We start from the raw sequence: 16,928 nt of genomic DNA, 5'->3' as shown, positions 1-16,928 counted from the left end.
CATAATACGCTTCATGTCCAAGTTAGAAAATCAGGGTCGGCTGATAGCTCTATGATTTGAACTTGATGTTTTAAAATTTTTAGGTAATACATATTAAAAAGCCCTTGTTTTTTCAACGGCTACCACCAAGGCATCCCAGGTGGCATTTTTGTTAATATCTTTTTCGGCCAGGTCGCTCAGCCATGAATCGGTGTCTTTATTTTCCTGTAAATTTCTAAGTAAAACCTCCGCTATGTCGTGGCGTTCCAATACTTTTGCATATGCCACTGAGGTTCCGTAACCGGCCAACTCATAATGATTAATATGTTGAATGGAAGTGATCAAGCTGGCATCCCGTACTTCCGGTATCTTGCATCTTCTTGCAAGCTCAAGCGAACTTTTGATGAGAGCTTTAATGCCTTTACAACTTTCGCCGGCCGGATCTTCATCCAATGATTGAAAAATATGCTCCAACCGCTCTTTTTGAAGTTTAGCCTGCTTTCGGTGAGTCAGTATCAATTCGTCCAGGTCTTCGGAGCCTGTCATTTTATCTGCTTGTTTTAGGAAATGATGTTTTTGCAAGACTCCGTCATAAAGATCCCGAAGCTGTTCCATCATCAAATCGTAAAGGTCAATAATATCTTTTTCTTTCATAGTCTTGAACCCGGTTTGTTGAAGAAGAATGATAGTTAAGGTTTGCTAACAGGTAAGTAGGAAATCCACACCAGATTCGTAAAAGGGAGATAGCCGTTCGGCTTGTAGGGAAATAGCTTACAAAAGGGTAAGGAAATTTATTATCTACACATATTCTTTATTTTTCTATGATATGATTCCATAAGGAATAGTGTGATAATTCCTTTTTGCCCAATTTAAAGGGGAGAGTTTATGAAATTTGCGGAGAGTTCTGTACATGAAATTATCAAGTTGGAAACTGATCTTGGGGGGGTACTGAATCAACTTCCGGTCAAAGTTTTAATCAGTGACTTTGAGGGAAAGATCTTGTATGCTAATGATTACTTAAAAGAGCAATTAGGCCTGTTAGAGAAAGACTTGGTTGGGGAATCGGTGTGGGAGCTCAATAAAGACCCCGAATATGGAAAGAAAATATTTTTTGAAAGGGTTGAAGGACTCCATGACAAAGACGTTTATTCATATCAAACGGAAGCAAATTGGGTTAATAACACCACAAAGTGGCTTGACATAAAAGTAAAAAGGTTGAACCTGCCTGATTATGAAAATGTGCTGCTTTGGTCTGCTACTGATATCAACATCGTGAAGATGATGGAGAAGGATTTGGTTAAAAGTAAAGCGAGAACTCAGGCCATTTTTGAGTCTGCAACGGAGGGTATTTTTACGGCAGATAAAAACCTGATGATCATAAATGTAAATCCGGCTTTGCAAGAAATGTTTGGGTATCAGGATTCAGAGCTAATTGGCGAACATGCGTTCCTGCTCATTCCATCACTGGCTGATTTCAAGAATGAAGTTCACTCTCAAGATGAGCTGGAGATAGCTATTTACGAATCATTCCTCGGTAAAAACCGTCAGTTTCAGGGTGTGAAAAAAGATGGAACCACCTTTCCGTTGGAACTGAATTTGAACGAAGTAACCCTATCCGATGAAAGTTTCTTTACCGGCTTAATCCGGGATATTAGTGAAAGCAGGGAGCTTGAAAATCAGATCCTGAAAGTGGCCGAAAGTGAACGGTTCAAGATCGGACAGGAACTCCATGATGGGGTCGGGCAAATGCTGTCAGCAATCGGGTTAATGACCCGCAATTTATCCCGAAAGCTTAGATCAAATAGTTTGCCGGGAGTTCAGGAGCTGGATGAGATCACAGAGATGGTGCAAGAGGCGGATCAGGAAGTCAGGCAGCTTGCCCATGGCTTAGCCCACATTGAGCTGCAAAATGAAGGCTTGCAAGTCGCTTTGAAAAGGCTTTGTGAACGGTTTCAGTCACTGCTAAAAACAAATTGTGCATTCATATGCAGTCCGGGCTTGGATATCGAAGACCGAATGATGGCCCTTCATTTATACAGGATTGTTCAAGAGGCTGTGAAGAATGCTATCAAGCATGGAAATGCGAACAAGATCCGGGTAAAACTTCAGAAAGAATCCAATTATATACTGCTGACTGTTGAAGACAACGGGATCGGATTATTTGAAGATCCTAACGAACAAAAGTTTAAAGGAATGGGTTTAAGCACCATGCGATATCGGGCAGAATTGTTGGGCGGTAATTTTGATATCGGGAATACATCTAATGGGTGGACCATGGTGAAATGCCTGATACCATATAACACATAAGAGCACATAAAATGGCACCAAATTTTAAAAAAAGAATCATGGTTGTAGACGATCACCCAATGATGTTGAAAGGGCTGGTCACAACGTTGAATGCTGAGCATGGATTTGAAGTGGTTGGGCAGTTTAACCGGGCAGAGGAAGCCCTTCAGCGGTCAACGGAGTTGAAACCGGATCTCGCGGTTGTGGATATTTCCTTGCCGGGAATGAGTGGACTTGAGCTGATCAAGCATTTGGTGGGACTTGACCAAAACCTGAAGATCCTGGTGGTTTCTCGCCACGAAGAGATCTTATACGCCGAACGGGTTCTGAGGGCGGGGGCCAAAGGATACGTGATGAAACAAGAAGCCGGAGACGAAATGGTGAAAGCCGTTAAGAAGATCCTGAACGGGGGCATTTACGTCAGTGAAGAAGTAAGTGAGAAACTACTGATGGGGATGGCCGTGGGGCAAAAAAATCTTTCACAATCTCCTATCGACTTGCTGAGTGATCGGGAATTGGAGGTCTTTGAAATGACAGGCCAGGGAAATAATACGAGAGAGATCGCCGAGCGACTGCATTTATCCGTAAAAACGGTGGAATCGTATCGGGCCCGCATTAAAACCAAGCTAAATCTCGAGAATGCAACTGAACTGATGATGCATGCCGTAAAATGGGTGGAAAGCGAAAGTTCAGAGATGTAAACAAGTTCTCAAAAACATATATCATCGTCCCGGGCGTAAGGAAAAACCCTAATCCCTAACCCTTTCTTTGCTTACAGCTCACCCAAGGAAGTTCCGTCATTTTTAAGGCGAAAGAATGTATTTCTTAGTTCAAAAGGCATAAGCCGAAATAGAAAAAATTGTAGAACTGAGAACCGGAGATGATTATGAAAACATTAGCTAAACACACAAACCCTTCCTCACCAATAGAATCCATCAAACGACAAATGGATCGGTTTTTTGATGATCTGACACCGTTCACTCTTAGAAATACCAATGATCAGTTACTGGGCATGGATATCATGACTCCCGATACTGACATGATGGAAACGGAAAAAGAATACGTAATTGCTGTAGACCTTCCCGGCTTCCAGAAAAAAGATATCGAGATCAATTACCAGGATAACCGGCTGATCATAAAAGGTACCCGAAAGGAAGAAACTAAAGAAGAGAAACCCGACTACCTGCATCGTGAGCGATACTTTGGGGAGTTCATTCGCACCGTAACCATGCCAACCAAAATTAAAGAAGACAAGATCAAAGCTTCATTCAAAGATGGCGTGCTTACCGTAAAAGCTCCGAAAGTGGAAGTTAGTCATCCGAAAGTGGTTGCTATCGAATAGAATAAAGAAAGTGTAAATACTTTTTCTGTGTAAAGGTGCAAGATAGCGAAGCCGTGTAGCCGTGCTCCGAAATCTTTTGAAATGAGAGAGAAAGGAGTGGTCTCTTATGCAGAGATCAAAAGGTAAAAACGGCTTTGTTTTTAAGATAGAATGAACAGATTGAAAAGATGGCAGAAATGAAGAAGAATGAGCTTTACGACAGGTATGTGTTATGGTTTAAAGAAATCGGGATCGAGCATTTACCTTTAGTAGGAGGTAAAAATGCCTCGCTTGGAGAAATGCAGCATCACCTCAGTGCTAAAGGCATCAACGTTCCGGACGGCTTTGCAACTACTGCCAAAGCTTATTGGACCTTCATTAAAGAAAATAAAATCCAGGAACCTATTGAAGCTTGTTTGAACGACTTCAAGTCCGGGGAAAAATCACTTGAGGAAACCGGGAAGAATATCCGTGAACTAATTCTTAAAAGTACCTTTCCGGTAGCCATTGCCGAAAGGATCAAAGAGTCGTACAGTGAACTTGCTGCAAAGTATGAAACCGATTCCCCTGATGTAGCGGTGAGAAGCAGCGCTACGGCGGAAGATCTTCCCCATGCCAGTTTTGCAGGTCTTCAGGAAACATTTTTGAATATAAGCGGACCAAACGAACTTATTGAGGCCTGTAAAAAATGCTATGCCTCTTTGTTTACTAATCGGGCTATCTCATATCGGGAAGAAAAGAAATTCGATCATATGAAAGTGGCACTTTCGATTGGGATCCAGAAAATGGTGAGAGCCGATAAAAGTTGCTCAGGCGTCATGTTCACCGTAGATACTGAAACCGGTTTCCCGGATGCAATCCTGATCAACGGCGCCTGGGGTTTGGGAGAAAATATTGTACAGGGAACGGTAAATCCTGATCAGTTCTATGTGTTCAAGCCGTTTCTGAATGACCACAGCAAGCTTCCGATTATTGAGAAAAACCTGGGCAGTAAAGAATTGAAATTGGTATATGCAGAAGACGGGACTTCAAAAACCAAAAATATACCTACCACAAAAGCAGAGCGACAAAAATTTGTATTGAATGATGAGGAGATCCTGCAACTGGCAAGATGGGGCATAGCTATAGAAGAGCACTATCAAACACCAATGGATATTGAGTGGGTGAAAGAGGACAAAACCGGATCTCTGTTCATTGTGCAGGCGCGACCGGAAACGGTTCAGTCTCAAGCCAGTAAAAAATTGTTCACAACGTACACCATCAGCGAGAAAAACGGGAAAGAGCTGGTAAAAGGGCTGAGCATCGGCAGCAGCATTGTTCATGGTATTGTGAAAGTGGTGAAAAATCCCAAAGACCTAAAAAACATCGAATCGAATCATATTCTGGTAACAAAAATGACCGAGCCTGATTGGGTTCCTTTTCTTAAAAATGCGGCCGGTATAGTCACTGATTTTGGAGGCCGAACGTGTCATGCTGCCATTGTGAGCCGTGAACTTGGCATCTCAGCGGTAGTGGGGACTATGAAAGCCACACAGGTTTTAAAAGATGGAGACAAGATCACCCTGTCCTGTGGAGAAGGTGATGAAGGTAAAGTGTATCAGGGCTTTGTGGATTTCAACATTCAGGAAGTAGATCTCGAGAAATTGCCTTCCACTAAAGTGGACATCATGCTCAATCTCGCAACACCTGAATCTGCCTTCAAATGGTGGAAATTGCCGGCTAAAGGTATTGGGTTGGCGAGGATGGAATTCATTATCAGTCATCATATTCAAGTGCACCCCATGGCGCTTGCACATCCCGAAAAGATAGAAAACGAGTATGATTATGAAACTGTCAGGAAATTAACCAAAGGCTATAAAGACCATGAATCCTACTTTGTGGATAAACTTTCCATGGGAATAGCCAAGATCGCAGCTTCACAATATCCGCATCCTGTAATTGTGCGAACCAGTGATTTCAAGACCAATGAATATGCACGTCTTGTTGGCGGATCAGCATTTGAACCTCATGAAGAGAATCCAATGATAGGATGGCGCGGAGCAGCCCGCTACTACAGTGAGGGCTACAGGGAAGGATTCAAACTTGAATGCCGAGCCATTAAAAAAGTAAGGGAAGAGATCGGCTTTGATAACGTCGTGGTCATGATCCCTTTCTGCCGAACGCTGAAAGAAGCCGAGCTTGTACAAGAAGAAATGGCCGGGAATGGACTAAAACGTGGTGTGAATGGATTAGAGGTTTACGTGATGTGTGAAATTCCTTCCAATTACATTCTGGTGGAAGAATTTTCAGAGTACTTTGACGGATTCTCAATTGGATCAAATGACTTAACACAACTTATTTTGGGCGTTGACCGTGATTCAGCTGAACTTGCTTATTTGTTTGATGAGAACGACCCTGCAGTAAAGAAAGCCATTCGCAGTGTTATAAAGAGGGCACACCGGCAAAAGAGGAAAGTCGGTTTCTGTGGACAAGCCCCAAGTGATGACCCGGAATTCGCTGCCTTTTTGGTGGAATGCGGCATCGATTCCATGTCACTAAACCCGGATAGTGTCATTTCCACCATAGAAAAAATTGTAACTGCCGAGAAAGAAGTACCCGCCTGATCATTATGTTATGTTTGAAGCCGATCATATATCGAAAAACGATGGAAAACCCATCGGAGCGGCTGGTGAAGAGAGAGCCATCGGGCGGGTACATTCGGTAAGAGGAAGTGTAATTGACATCAGGTTCAAAAAACAACTTCCCGAGTTACAGACCTTGTTGGTATCAGAAACAGAACCTTCCATTTTAGCAGAGGTCACCGCACATTTAGATGGACAGACCGTGAGGGCTTTGGGACTTAATTCCATAAGCGGCTTACAGCGGGACACCTTATTTTATGATACCGGAGAACCTTTGAAGATCCCTGTTACCACAAACCTACAGGGACGAATGCTTAATCTGTTTGGGGAACCGATAGATGAAAAAGGAGACATCGAAGCCGGGGAATATCGGTCAATTTTTCAGCCCCCAATACCACTATCAGCCCAACAAACCGGGCAGGAAATATTAACTACGGGCATCAAAGCCATGGATCTGCTTTCTCCACTTGAACGGGGCGGAAAGGCCGGTTTATTTGGCGGGGCAGGAGTAGGAAAGACCGTCCTTATCATGGAAATGATCCGAAATATGGTAGCCCGCCATGAGGGTATTAGTTTATTTTGCGGAATCGGAGAACGTTGCCGTGAAGCCGAGGAATTACACCGGGAAATAAGCGCAGCCGGAGTGCTGGATAATACCATCATGGTTTTTGGGCAGATGAATGAACCTCCGGGAGCTCGTTTTCGGGTAGGACAAACAGCCCTGACCATTGCTGAGTACTTCAGGGATAATCGGCGAAGGGATGTTTTGTTGCTCATCGATAACATTTTTCGGTTCGTTCAGGCCGGCTCCGAAGTATCGGGACTGATGGGAAAAGTAACTTCCAGGTTAGGGTATCAGCCAACTTTGGGGAGTGAGCTGGCTCAGCTTCAGGAACGCATCTGTAATACCAAAAGCGGAAGTATCACCTCCATTCAGGCGGTTTATGTGCCGGCTGATGATTTCACCGATCCGGCGGTAACCCATACCTTTTCACACCTGTCCTCTTTTATCGTTTTGTCGAGAGAGCGGGCAAGTCAGGGCTTATATCCTGCCATAGATCTGTTAAAATCGGGATCAAAGATGCTGGCCCGCCATATTGTGGGAGACCGCCACTACCGGGTAGCACAGTCAGTTAAAGAAACGCTGGCACACTACGAAGATCTCAAAGACATCATTTCGATGTTGGGCATGGAGGAGCTTTCCGGTGAAGATAGGCAGTTGGTACATCGGGCACGGCGGTTGGAACGCTTTTTTACCCAACCATTTGCAGTCACAGAGCAGTTTACCGGGGTTTCAGGAAAGATGGTAAGCACGGAAGAAGTCATAACAGGATGTGAACGCATTTTGGATGGAGAGTTTGATGAGGTTCCCGAACAGCAATTATTCATGATCGGAAATATTGAAGAGGCACGGAAACATGATGCAGCTTAAAGTAATGGAGCCGGAAAAGATGATCGCAGATGTACATACTGACAAAATCATAGCGGAGGGGGTAAACGGGCATTTTTGCCTGAAGACAAAGCACGTTGATTTTGTGTCGGCTCTGGAAGCCGGGATCTTGCTATACACGGTTGGGGAAGAAGAACATTATATAGCTGTGGATGAAGGAATTTTGGTGAAGTGCGGCGAACAGGTACTTGTGTCTGTTTTGAATGCCATAGAAGGAACTGCGTTGCAGGAATTGCAGCAACGAATACTCAAGGAGTTCAAGAAAACAGAGGCTATGCATCGGGCTTCAAAAATAGCCATGAAAAGCATTGAGACCGATCTGTTGCTCCGTTTGTTAGAGTTTGAGAAAAATCACTGATATGGGAATAAAAATGGCCGAAGATCATAAAAAAGGCGAAAAATTGGCTGAAGAAATCGGTGAGAAATCATCCAGAAAGATCCGTGCCAAAAAAGAAAAACATAAGAACCTCTGGTATGGGTTGGGCATGTTTGGGCTTGTTGGCTGGGCGGTGAGCATACCGGCGTTGTTGGCTTTGGCTTTAGGCATATGGATCGATCACAGTTATCGCTCCAAATACTCATGGACGCTTATGCTTCTTGTACTTGGAATTGCCCTGGGTTGCATAAATGCCTGGTATTGGGTTACAAAAGAATCGCGGGGATAAATATGGAAATCTTGTCATATATATTATCCCTCTTCGCCGGCTTAGCACTTGGCGTGATCTATTTTGGAGGACTTTGGTTTACCGTGATCAAGATCAATGCTTCTGCGTCTCCGGGGTGGTGGGTTTTTGGCAGCCTTATTCTTAGAATGACCTTACTCATGCTGAGTTTTTATGCCCTCATTCAGTTTCATTGGTCATATCTCGCGGTTGCATTTTTAGGGTTTATGGTGGCAAGAGGCATGATCCTGAATCGAAAAGGTAAAGTGACGATCTCAGCGGGAGATTAAATATGGAATTGAATATTGATGATATCATATATTGGGATTGGGGATTCTTGAAAGTGAATGCAACTCTGCTTTTCACCTGGATCATTATGACGGTTTTAATCGGGATGGGAGCATTTGTTGCGGCTAACCTGACTTCCGGAACCGGTATCTCCAAAAGACAGGCTTTGTTTGAGTCGCTGGTGGTTTTCATTGTTACCCAAATTGAGGAAGCGACCCAACAAAAGGCGGATAAATATTTTCCCTTCATAAGTACACTGTTTCTGTTCATTACCTTTTCGAACGTAATGGGAGTGATACCGGGAGTGCATCCTCCAACCGTTTCATTGACTACAACCGCTGCACTGGCATTTTGTGTGTTCATAGCCGTCCCGGTCTTTGGAGTTAGTACCAGAGGATTCAAGACTTATTTCTCCCAATATGTAAAACCCACCCCGTTGATGCTGCCTTTTAACATCATCGGAGAACTTTCTCGGACGCTTGCTCTGGCCATCCGCCTGTTTGGAAACATTATGAGCGGCAGCCTGATCGTTGCTGTGCTGCTAAGTTTGAGTCCCCTGTTCTTTCCGGTGGTAATGCAAGCTTTTGGACTGCTGATCGGGGTTATTCAAGCATACGTGTTCTCCATTTTGGCATTGGTATATATCGCATCAGCAACCCGGACACATCAAGAACATGCCTCAGAAACCGAACCTTCAACTTTAGAACCGGAGTAACTATGGATATGCAAAGTATCATTGGAATGGTCTCAATAATAACAGCCGGATTTACCATTGCTATTGGCTCTATAGCTCCTGCGCTGGGAGAAGGTAAGGCCTTATCCCAAGCCCTGATGGCCATAGCTCAACAACCCGACGAAACGCCTGCGATCACCAGGACACTTTTTGTGGGATTGGCGATGGTAGAATCAACAGCGATTTACTGTTTCGTTGTAGCTCTTATCCTGATCTTTGCCAATCCGTTCTGGAATTTTGCGATAGGAGGTTAGTGTGGAATTGGACGGATTCACATTCATTGCGCAGATAATCAATTTCTTGATATTGCTTTGGTTGATGCAGCGGTTTCTTTATAAACCGGTTTTGAAGGTCATGCAAAAACGGGAAGATGAGATCACAGCACGGCTTGATGAAGCTCAAAAAACGCTGAAAGAGGCGGAAGCAAAACGAGAGGCTTATCAGCAAAAGATGGATCAGTTTCATCAAAATGAAAAAAACATGATGAATGAAGCCCGTCAGGAAGCGGAGGAATACCGAAAGAGTTTACTCACGCAGGCACGATATGAGATCGAGAAATTGCAGGACCGCTGGAAGAAAACGGTCGACGAAGAAAGAGATCAGTTCTTAACGGAACTGGGGAAAAAAGCTTTTGACACAATCATGGAAAGTGTACAAAATATCGTCAGAGAACTATCCGGACAGGAACTGGAGCATCACGTATTGGCGGAATTCATCCACAAGACAGGTACTATTACAGCGGAACAGATCGCTGCTTTCACCGAAAGTGACGACCACCATCTTGAAGTATCTACTGCTTTTGCACTCAAAGAAAAGGATCGTATAAAACTGAAGGCTATCCTAAAGGAAATTTTCTCTGATGACCTCAATTGTGAGTTTCTGGAAGAACCGGAACTTGGGCTTGGCATTGAGATCCGAACTTCAGGATGGAAAATGGGCTGGAGCCTTAAGTCATATATTGAAGTGCTTAAGGCTGAAATGGAATTCTTTCTTAAAGCGAAGGCACAGGATGAAGTTCATTCAGAAATCAAGGAGACAGTAGTATGACCGGAACCACTCTCATATCTGCAGCTGATCGAGCTTTAGCCGGAATTGAAGAGGCCTTGCAAACCCCAAAAAAGGTTCAGCTACGGGAATATGGAAAGGTGATATCGGTGGGCGAGGGCTTTGCAAAGGTAGACGGACTCCCCCGGGCGGGCACCGACGAGCTGGTTTGGTTTGAAAACGGTTGTCCGGGACTGATCTATAACCTGGATGATGAAGAGGCTGGAATTATCTTGCTGGGAGAAGAGCAGGAGATCGAGGCGGGAGATGAAGTATACCGATCCGGAGATGTCCTGAAAGTTCCGGTAGGTGAAGAGCTTTTGGGACGGGTGCTGGATCCGTTGGGCCGTCCTTTGGATGGCAAGAAACCGATCACCAGAAAAGAAGAATGGCCCATTGAACGGCCGGCACCTCCTATCATTCAGCGCGCGCCGGTAGAACGGCCATTGCAAACCGGCATCAAAGTGATAGATGCACTTTTCCCGGTTGGAAGAGGTCAGCGGGAGCTTATCCTGGGAGACCGTCAAACCGGCAAAACCGCGATCGCTGTGGATACCATCATCAATCAAAAAGACAAAGAGGTGGTTTGCATCTATTGTGCCATTGGCAAGCAAAAAACGGCTATTGCAAGGGTCATTGATGATATCCGTTCAAAAGAGGCACTGCCATTTTCGATAATAATTTCAGCCAGCAGCGACAGCCCCGTTGGAATGCAATACATTGCGCCGTATGCAGCTACCAGCATCGGGGAGTTTTTTATGGAGCAGGGAAAAGACGTTCTGATCGTCTACGACGACCTGACCTGGCATGCCCGGGCTTACCGGGAGCTGGCGTTGTTAATGCGCAGGCCACCGGGAAGAGAAGCCTATCCCGGAGATATTTTCTACATCCATTCCAGGCTGTTGGAACGGTCAACGCATCTGAAACCGCATTATGGCGGCGGTTCTATGACGGCATTGCCTATCGTGGAGACGCAAGCGCAAAATATATCAGCATTCATACCTACAAACCTGATATCCATCACCGATGGTCAGCTATACTTGTCACCCATTCTATTTCAAAAAGATGTGCTGCCTGCTGTTGATACCGGGAAATCAGTTTCGCGGGTGGGCTCAAATGCACAGCTTCCGGCCTATCGTTCCGTTACAAAAAGATTGAGGCTGGCTTATGCTCAATTTGAAGAATTGGAGTCCTTTTCGAGGTTCAGTTCCCGGCTCGATGAACCCACTCAGAACCTGATCCACCGGGGACGTTTAATTCGTGAGATTTTAAAACAACCGCAGCTCAGTCCGGTTTCGGTGGAAGTGCAGATCGCAGAGCTTTTGGCTGCCATGTCGGACCAGATGGATGATGTGCCGCCGGAGCGTATTTCCGAGATAAAATATGATCTGTCAAAGGCCATTCAATCCCATTCAGATGAGATCAGTAAAACCATAGATTGGGAACAACATCTGGATGATGAGGGCCGAACTTTTTTAATGGATATCATCAGCCCTCTAATAGCACCTTATGTGGCTAAGGAGTGATCATGCAAAAACTGGAACAGCTACAGAGAAAAGTAAGCAGCGCTGAGGAACTACAATCCATTACCCGGACCATGAAAGTCATGTCGGCAGTTAGTATTCGTCAGTTCGAAGAAGCTGTGAAATCCTTAGCCGAGTATTTCGATACATTGGAATTGGGAATGCAGATCGTTTTGCGGACTGCAAATGTGTACAGCATCCGGGATCTTGAAAAAGAAAGGGATCCCGGAACAGGGGTCATAGCAGTAGGTTCCGGACAATCGCTGTGTGGCCCGTTCGACGAAATGCTCACTTCATACATTTTAGAAAAAACAGAAGAGATGGACCCGGCAAAACTGCAGTTTTATGTGTTGGGAGAACGTCTTGCAGGGCATTTGAAGATCGAAAAAAAGCGGATCGACCGGATCTTTGCGACGCCGGCTTCGGTGGACGGGATCAATGATGTGGTTTTAGCCTTATTGAATGGGATCGAACAATGGCAATATGAAGCCGGTATTGGGTCTATCCTCGTAATTCACAACAAACCCCTTGCCAAAAAAGGATTCACACCAAGAACACAATACCTTTTGCCTCTCAATAAAGCCTGGCTGGATAGGCTTACCACCCGAAAGTGGCCTACCAACAATATTCCAACGTTTACCATGGATCCCGAAGAACTGTTTACGGCATTATTACGTCAATACCTGTTTGTGTCTTTGTTTCGAGCTGTTGCGGAGTCGTTGGCGGCCGAGTACGCCAGTCGGCTTGCAGCCATGCAGCGGGCGGAGACTAAGATCGAGGAGCGTTTGGAAATACTGAGAGCGGAGTTCCTGAGGGAAAGGCAAGCCTCCATCACCGAAGAATTGCTGGATATTATGGCAGGTTTTGAGGCGGTGAAAAATGCTTAGATGAAGCAATCAGTCTGCCTCCCTGTCAATGGTGCAACAGTGAACATTGGTTTCTCCATTGGTATGTTCTAAAATGGATCCGGTAACCCAATTGGGGCGAAATGTTGTACATCCTTTCAATTTGAGTTCATACGCAAGGTCATACACCTTTTTAAAATCATCAAAACTCATATTCTCGGGAATGTTGATCGTTTTAGAGATGGAACTATCCACATACTGCTGTATGGCCGCCTGCATTTCCAAATGCTGTTTAGGAGAAAGTTGAGTTGCAGTGACAAAATAGTCCGGCAACGGTATTTCCGGTGACTTGTATAAGATCCATTGCAAGTAGGCATAATCATTAACCACATTTGAGCTGCTATTGCCTTCAGCATCCAAAATATGTCGGTTGTAGTTGAGGTCAAATACAGGTTCAATACCGCTTGAGATATTTCCTGCCAAAAGGCTGATGCTGCCCGTGGGAGCTATAGACAATAAATGACTGTTACGAATGCCATGCTGCTCGATCTGTTCCCTGATATTATCAGGTAGTTTTTTAATGAAAGGAGATTGCAAATAGTATTCTTTATTGAAAAGGGCAAACGGCCCTTTTTCTTTTGCCAGATTGATGGATGCCTGATAAGCAGTATGACAAATCAGCTTCATGATCTTGGAAGACATTAATCGCGCTTCCTCACTTCCATAATGCAATCCCAGCATGATCAGAGCATCAGCTAATCCGGTTATTCCAAGCCCAATTCGGCGGGTTTGAATGGCTTGTTTTTGTTGCTGAGGCAATGGAAACTTTGAGAGTGAAATGACGTTATCGAGCATTCGAACGGCGGTGGTCACAATGGCTTTTAAATGTTCACCCTTAAGCGTGGCCCCTTCTAAAAAGGGGCGTTCAATAAACTGGGTCAGGTTGATGGAACCGAGATCGCATGCACCATAAGGTGGAAGGGGAACTTCCCCGCACGGATTGGTAGCAGAGATATGCTCGCAATAAGATAAATTGTTCATTTTATTGATTCGGTCAATGAACAAANCCCCCGGTTCTGCATACTGATAATTTGCTTTTAGAAGAGCCCGCCACAATTCCCGGGCTTTAATAACTTTCATTACAGAGCAGGAAACAGGGGTTTCCGAATGAGCCCATTTTCTCTTAAGAGTAGCCGGAGGAGTCGTTTTTTCATCCGAAAGGTATGCGGAAGGAAATACCAGAGGCCAGTCCTCATCTTTCCGGACTGCACGCATAAAGTTATCAGTGACCAGCACCGAAAGGTTGAAGTTGGTTAATGCACCGGATGTTTTTTTAGCACCGATGAATTCAAAAATATCCGGATGATCGCAACGCAAAGTGGCCATCATTGCTCCCCGGCGCGATCCTGTGGAAAGCATGGTGGCGCACATGGCATCCCATATCTTCATGAATGAAACCGGGCCTGATGAAACTGTATGACTGCTTTTGGCCCTGCATCCTTTAGGGCGTAAAGTTGAAAAATCGCAGCCGATGCCTCCGCCTTTTTGCATGGTGAATGCGCTTTCTTTCAGGTTCTCGAAAATGGAAGGGATGGAATCCTCTATAGTGCCCATCACAAAGCAATTGAAAAGAGTGACGTCATGTCCGGTTCCGGCTCCCGCCAGAATCCTTCCGCCGGGAATAAAATGGAAGCCTTCCAGTGCTTTATAGAATTCCGATTTCCAGTGCAGTTTATTCTCATTCTCCGCTGAAGCCAAAGCAGAAGCAACGCGCATCCAGGTATCCTCAATAGAAGTTTCTGTGATATCCGGACTTTCTTTCAAGCGATATTTTTGGTCCCATATTTTTTTTGAAACAGGTTGTTTGAGCGAAGAGGTTTCCATGACGTCAGATGCTTTAAAGCCCTCCCAATATTTAATTGCTTAGCTGTTTTATGGTACCGAAAGCTCATTTTGAAGGCCAAAAGCAGGAGTCGGAATTTGTTGTAAGGCTTTTCCCTAAGAAGTAATTGTGCCGTTAAGGATTACACCGAAAACAGAAATCGGCTTACAAATTATGTGGAGGATCTTAACTAAATAACCCTGCAAATCAACATTCAACAAACCTTATAAAAATGAAGATTCATTTGATATTATTGGCCATAGCGGGTGCTTTTTTGGCATCGGGATGTACCAGCACCGGAGCCTATCTTTCCGGAAACCAAACGATTGTTGAACTCTCTGAAGGGAATTATACCATTGCAGGCACCAATGTAAGTGGGGAATCAGAATCGGCGTATGTACTGGGTTTGAGCTATTCTACCGGAATCATGTCTACTACTTTTGCCGTCGCCAGGGTTGAGGGTACCGGTATGATCTATGCGGAAGCACTTGATAATTTATGGCAGAACTTTGAGCGCGATTACGGAATGAGCGCCAACCATAAATTAGCACTGGCCAATGTGCGTTATGATACGGACATCCTGAACCTGTTTTTCTACACTAAAATAAAGGTGATCGTAAGGGCAGACGTGATCGAATTTGACTAATACAAAAAGTAGGAATACACCTGTCATTGCGTTGATCCGGGAACAGGTATAATCCTGAAAGAAATCATAATAAGGAGGGATCATGATGAGCATGGGATCTGTATTTTCGTTTATAACGGTCGGCTTATTGGTAGGGTTTATCATTGGGTCATTGATCAAAGAAGAAGGGATTTCGCTTTATGCCAACATGTTCTGGGGCGTAATTTCAGGATTGATAAATGGCTGGATCGGCTTATGGTTTCTGCAGGGAGATGGTGTCTTTTTTGCTTTCCAGGGAACGTGGGCGTTTCTATTCCTGGTGAACGTGTTTCATCAACATCATGTGGAAGATGAACTTCCGCTACCTGAAACCAATGCCGCTATCATTCACAAGCTGACTTTCAAAAATAAATAAATGCTACCTGGAGGAAACCATAAGCATATTTGTTGATTCTCTGATCTCTTGCCGAAAAACTCAGGAACTTACTTTTTCGGAGCTGTGAGATTCTTTTACGGCATGCTCGATTTTCGTGAGAATACGCTTTACCTGTCCCCAGTCGGTGTATTCGTAATCTTCGGAAGTATTGGTTTGAGCATCATTTTTTGCAGCAATGTTTCGGAGAATGTATTTCTTGAACCAATTGTATTTTGAGTACCGAATAGCTCCGGCTACTTGTTCCACAAAGGTAGGATGCCACCCCGTCTTGCTGAGAAAGTCTTTGGTGATAATATCCAGTTCTTTCCATCCTTCGGGCACATCGTTAGCCGCTGTGAGGCTTACCGAGATAAATGCCCCGATCGTATTATTCAGGATCTTGGCATGCTCATGCACATAATGCTCAACAGAAGTTTGATATTTTTCATGGTGGATAGATGAGGCAATGATTACGGCATCAAAACCAAAGGGACTTAAATTGGGGCCGCTGGCATCGTTCATTGAAACAGTATGTCCACTCAGCTTGGCTTCGTTTCGCAATACTTCACAGATCTTTCGGGTCTGTCCTTCTACAGTTCCATATATAATGAGCAGTTTCATGGCAATTGGATGTAATTGAGAGGTTGAACTGAAGCTATCTAAAAGGAAACTGTTTTCAGGACAGGAAATATGACGAAGGCGAGTAGGGAATACCCTTACAGCATTAAAAGGCCTCTCAACATATAGCCTGAAAACTTAACGTACCCAATGAACACGGGCAATGCTTTCGGCATCATACGATATTTCAAGATCTCCCTGATAGGAATTCTTAAGAGCATCGCCGATCATACGTGGCAGATGCATCCCGGTAGTGGTGATCACCGTTTTCCCATCTTCTTCCGTAATGCGCATGATCCTTTCCATTGGATGTTCCTGAGTTTCCTGCTCTTCCAGGTTCCGAAACAAATGAAGGATCTCCTCTCTGTGTGTTTGATAAAAATCGCCTTCAACTTCTACGAAACCGGCAGGATAGCCATCCTCAATACGCTGGCATGCGGGACATAATTTCTCGTTCTCCACAAATTCGATCGATTCCCAGCTCCAGCGGCCTTTGGTGAAAACAGCCCCGCAATTGGGACATAGAGTTGGATCCGGTAATTTCTGTTTTTGTTGATAAGGATCGCCTCGTTTATCCTTAAAAATACGAGCCCGGTCTTGCTTGAAGAGATTTCCTTTTTTCTTTCGTTTCATATG

General features: G+C 44.5%; 19 protein-coding genes. 15 read left to right on the top strand and 4 right to left on the bottom strand.

The window, feature by feature from the left end; genetic code table 11:
- Positions 1–93: 93 nt before the first annotated feature.
- Positions 94–633 (bottom strand): YciE/YciF ferroxidase family protein, encoded by a 540-nt coding sequence (locus tag B151_RS18360; protein WP_020403303.1) that lies wholly within the window; start codon positions 631–633, stop codon positions 94–96.
- A gap of 231 nt (positions 634–864) precedes the next feature.
- Here B151_RS18360 and B151_RS18355 point away from each other — a divergent pair, with 231 nt between their 5' ends.
- From B151_RS18355 to B151_RS0108985, 13 genes are all read left to right on the top strand, one after another.
- Positions 865–2,286 (top strand): PAS domain-containing sensor histidine kinase, encoded by a 1,422-nt coding sequence (locus tag B151_RS18355; RefSeq protein WP_020403302.1) that lies wholly within the window; start codon positions 865–867, stop codon positions 2,284–2,286.
- An 11-nt stretch (positions 2,287–2,297) separates the two neighbouring features.
- The gene (locus tag B151_RS0109040; RefSeq protein ID WP_020403301.1) at positions 2,298–2,966 is read left to right on the top strand and encodes a response regulator transcription factor; all 669 of its coding nucleotides are present in this window, start codon (positions 2,298–2,300) and stop codon (positions 2,964–2,966) included.
- Positions 2,967–3,151: 185 nt separating this feature from the next.
- Positions 3,152–3,607 (top strand): Hsp20/alpha crystallin family protein, encoded by a 456-nt coding sequence (locus tag B151_RS18350; protein WP_169332203.1) that lies wholly within the window; start codon positions 3,152–3,154, stop codon positions 3,605–3,607.
- Positions 3,608–3,774: 167 nt separating this feature from the next.
- Positions 3,775–6,189, top strand: coding sequence for a phosphoenolpyruvate synthase (gene ppsA / locus B151_RS0109030; RefSeq protein ID WP_020403299.1), 2,415 nt, complete (start codon positions 3,775–3,777; stop codon positions 6,187–6,189).
- Between the two features lie 10 nt (positions 6,190–6,199).
- On the top strand, positions 6,200–7,639 hold the full coding sequence (atpD, locus tag B151_RS0109025; RefSeq protein WP_020403298.1) for a F0F1 ATP synthase subunit beta: 1,440 nt from the start codon (positions 6,200–6,202) through the stop codon (positions 7,637–7,639).
- Positions 7,626–8,015, top strand: coding sequence for a hypothetical protein (locus B151_RS0109020; protein WP_051069733.1), 390 nt, complete (start codon positions 7,626–7,628; stop codon positions 8,013–8,015). The genes atpD and B151_RS0109020 overlap by 14 nt, the downstream gene beginning before the upstream one ends.
- A gap of 1 nt (position 8,016) precedes the next feature.
- A complete protein-coding gene (locus B151_RS0109015) occupies positions 8,017–8,322 on the top strand; it encodes an AtpZ/AtpI family protein (RefSeq protein WP_020403296.1) in 306 nt (101 codons plus the stop codon).
- An 11-nt stretch (positions 8,323–8,333) separates the two neighbouring features.
- Complete coding sequence (locus B151_RS18345) at positions 8,334–8,609, top strand: ATP synthase subunit I (protein ID WP_169332202.1); 276 nt, start codon at positions 8,334–8,336, stop codon at positions 8,607–8,609.
- A 2-nt stretch (positions 8,610–8,611) separates the two neighbouring features.
- Entirely contained in the window at positions 8,612–9,322 is a 711-nt protein-coding gene (locus tag B151_RS0109005; protein ID WP_020403294.1) for a F0F1 ATP synthase subunit A, read from the top strand.
- 2 nt (positions 9,323–9,324) lie between these two features.
- A complete protein-coding gene (locus B151_RS0109000; RefSeq protein ID WP_020403293.1) occupies positions 9,325–9,594 on the top strand; it encodes a F0F1 ATP synthase subunit C in 270 nt (89 codons plus the stop codon).
- Position 9,595: 1 nt separating this feature from the next.
- A complete protein-coding gene (locus B151_RS0108995) occupies positions 9,596–10,387 on the top strand; it encodes a F0F1 ATP synthase subunit B family protein (protein WP_020403292.1) in 792 nt (263 codons plus the stop codon).
- Positions 10,384–11,910 carry a F0F1 ATP synthase subunit alpha gene (locus B151_RS0108990; protein ID WP_020403291.1) on the top strand — a complete coding sequence of 509 codons (1,527 nt, stop codon included), beginning with the start codon at positions 10,384–10,386 and terminating at the stop codon, positions 11,908–11,910. The genes B151_RS0108995 and B151_RS0108990 overlap by 4 nt, the downstream gene beginning before the upstream one ends.
- Positions 11,911–11,912: 2 nt before the next feature.
- Positions 11,913–12,794: a F0F1 ATP synthase subunit gamma gene (locus tag B151_RS0108985; RefSeq protein ID WP_020403290.1), complete on the top strand. Its 882-nt coding sequence runs from the start codon at positions 11,913–11,915 to the stop codon at positions 12,792–12,794.
- 9 nt (positions 12,795–12,803) lie between these two features.
- On the opposite strand, the gene B151_RS0108980 is transcribed toward B151_RS0108985, so the two are convergent.
- The gene (locus B151_RS0108980) at positions 12,804–14,636 is read right to left on the bottom strand and encodes an adenosylcobalamin-dependent ribonucleoside-diphosphate reductase (protein WP_020403289.1); all 1,833 of its coding nucleotides are present in this window, start codon (positions 14,634–14,636) and stop codon (positions 12,804–12,806) included.
- Between the two features lie 230 nt (positions 14,637–14,866).
- Between B151_RS0108980 and B151_RS0108975 the strand changes: the two genes are divergently transcribed.
- Together B151_RS0108975 and B151_RS18340 are read left to right on the top strand one after the other, a co-directional pair.
- Positions 14,867–15,280, top strand: a complete 414-nt coding sequence (locus tag B151_RS0108975; protein ID WP_020403288.1) for a DUF6567 family protein — start codon at positions 14,867–14,869, stop codon at positions 15,278–15,280.
- 91 nt (positions 15,281–15,371) lie between these two features.
- Positions 15,372–15,674 (top strand): hypothetical protein, encoded by a 303-nt coding sequence (locus B151_RS18340; RefSeq protein ID WP_157470834.1) that lies wholly within the window; start codon positions 15,372–15,374, stop codon positions 15,672–15,674.
- 60 nt (positions 15,675–15,734) lie between these two features.
- Here the strand turns inward: B151_RS18340 and B151_RS18335 are convergent, their stop codons facing one another.
- Positions 15,735–16,295 (bottom strand): flavodoxin domain-containing protein, encoded by a 561-nt coding sequence (locus B151_RS18335; RefSeq protein ID WP_020403286.1) that lies wholly within the window; start codon positions 16,293–16,295, stop codon positions 15,735–15,737.
- 135 nt (positions 16,296–16,430) lie between these two features.
- Positions 16,431–16,925 carry a BCAM0308 family protein gene (locus B151_RS0108960; RefSeq protein WP_020403285.1) on the bottom strand — a complete coding sequence of 165 codons (495 nt, stop codon included), beginning with the start codon at positions 16,923–16,925 and terminating at the stop codon, positions 16,431–16,433.
- Positions 16,926–16,928: the final 3 nt, after the last annotated feature.

Source organism: Gracilimonas tropica DSM 19535 (genome assembly GCF_000375425.1).
Taxonomy (GTDB): domain Bacteria; phylum Bacteroidota; class Rhodothermia; order Balneolales; family Balneolaceae; genus Gracilimonas; species Gracilimonas tropica.
Note: the sequence above shows the minus strand (reverse complement) of the source record. Positions and strands in the feature narration are given on the sequence as shown.

Bases quoted from the DNA above. Each gene is read 5' to 3' on its own strand.
- ppsA (WP_020403299.1), top strand. From the start codon at position 3,775: ATGGCAGAAATGAAGAAGAATGAGCTTTACGACAGGTATGTGTTATGG.
- B151_RS0109005 (WP_020403294.1), top strand. From the start codon at position 8,612: ATGGAATTGAATATTGATGATATCATATATTGGGATTGGGGATTCTTG.
- B151_RS0109020 (WP_051069733.1), top strand. From the start codon at position 7,626: ATGATGCAGCTTAAAGTAATGGAGCCGGAAAAGATGATCGCAGATGTA.
- B151_RS0109040 (WP_020403301.1), top strand. From the start codon at position 2,298: ATGGCACCAAATTTTAAAAAAAGAATCATGGTTGTAGACGATCACCCA.
- atpD (WP_020403298.1), top strand. From the start codon at position 6,200: ATGTTTGAAGCCGATCATATATCGAAAAACGATGGAAAACCCATCGGA.
- B151_RS0108960 (WP_020403285.1), bottom strand. From the start codon at position 16,925: ATGAAACGAAAGAAAAAAGGAAATCTCTTCAAGCAAGACCGGGCTCGT.
- B151_RS18350 (WP_169332203.1), top strand. From the start codon at position 3,152: ATGAAAACATTAGCTAAACACACAAACCCTTCCTCACCAATAGAATCC.
- B151_RS18340 (WP_157470834.1), top strand. From the start codon at position 15,372: ATGGGATCTGTATTTTCGTTTATAACGGTCGGCTTATTGGTAGGGTTT.
- B151_RS18335 (WP_020403286.1), bottom strand. From the start codon at position 16,295: ATGAAACTGCTCATTATATATGGAACTGTAGAAGGACAGACCCGAAAG.
- B151_RS18355 (WP_020403302.1), top strand. From the start codon at position 865: ATGAAATTTGCGGAGAGTTCTGTACATGAAATTATCAAGTTGGAAACT.
- B151_RS0108985 (WP_020403290.1), top strand. From the start codon at position 11,913: ATGCAAAAACTGGAACAGCTACAGAGAAAAGTAAGCAGCGCTGAGGAA.
- B151_RS0108975 (WP_020403288.1), top strand. From the start codon at position 14,867: ATGAAGATTCATTTGATATTATTGGCCATAGCGGGTGCTTTTTTGGCA.
- B151_RS0109000 (WP_020403293.1), top strand. From the start codon at position 9,325: ATGGATATGCAAAGTATCATTGGAATGGTCTCAATAATAACAGCCGGA.
- B151_RS0109015 (WP_020403296.1), top strand. From the start codon at position 8,017: ATGGGAATAAAAATGGCCGAAGATCATAAAAAAGGCGAAAAATTGGCT.
- B151_RS0108990 (WP_020403291.1), top strand. From the start codon at position 10,384: ATGACCGGAACCACTCTCATATCTGCAGCTGATCGAGCTTTAGCCGGA.
- B151_RS18360 (WP_020403303.1), bottom strand. From the start codon at position 633: ATGAAAGAAAAAGATATTATTGACCTTTACGATTTGATGATGGAACAG.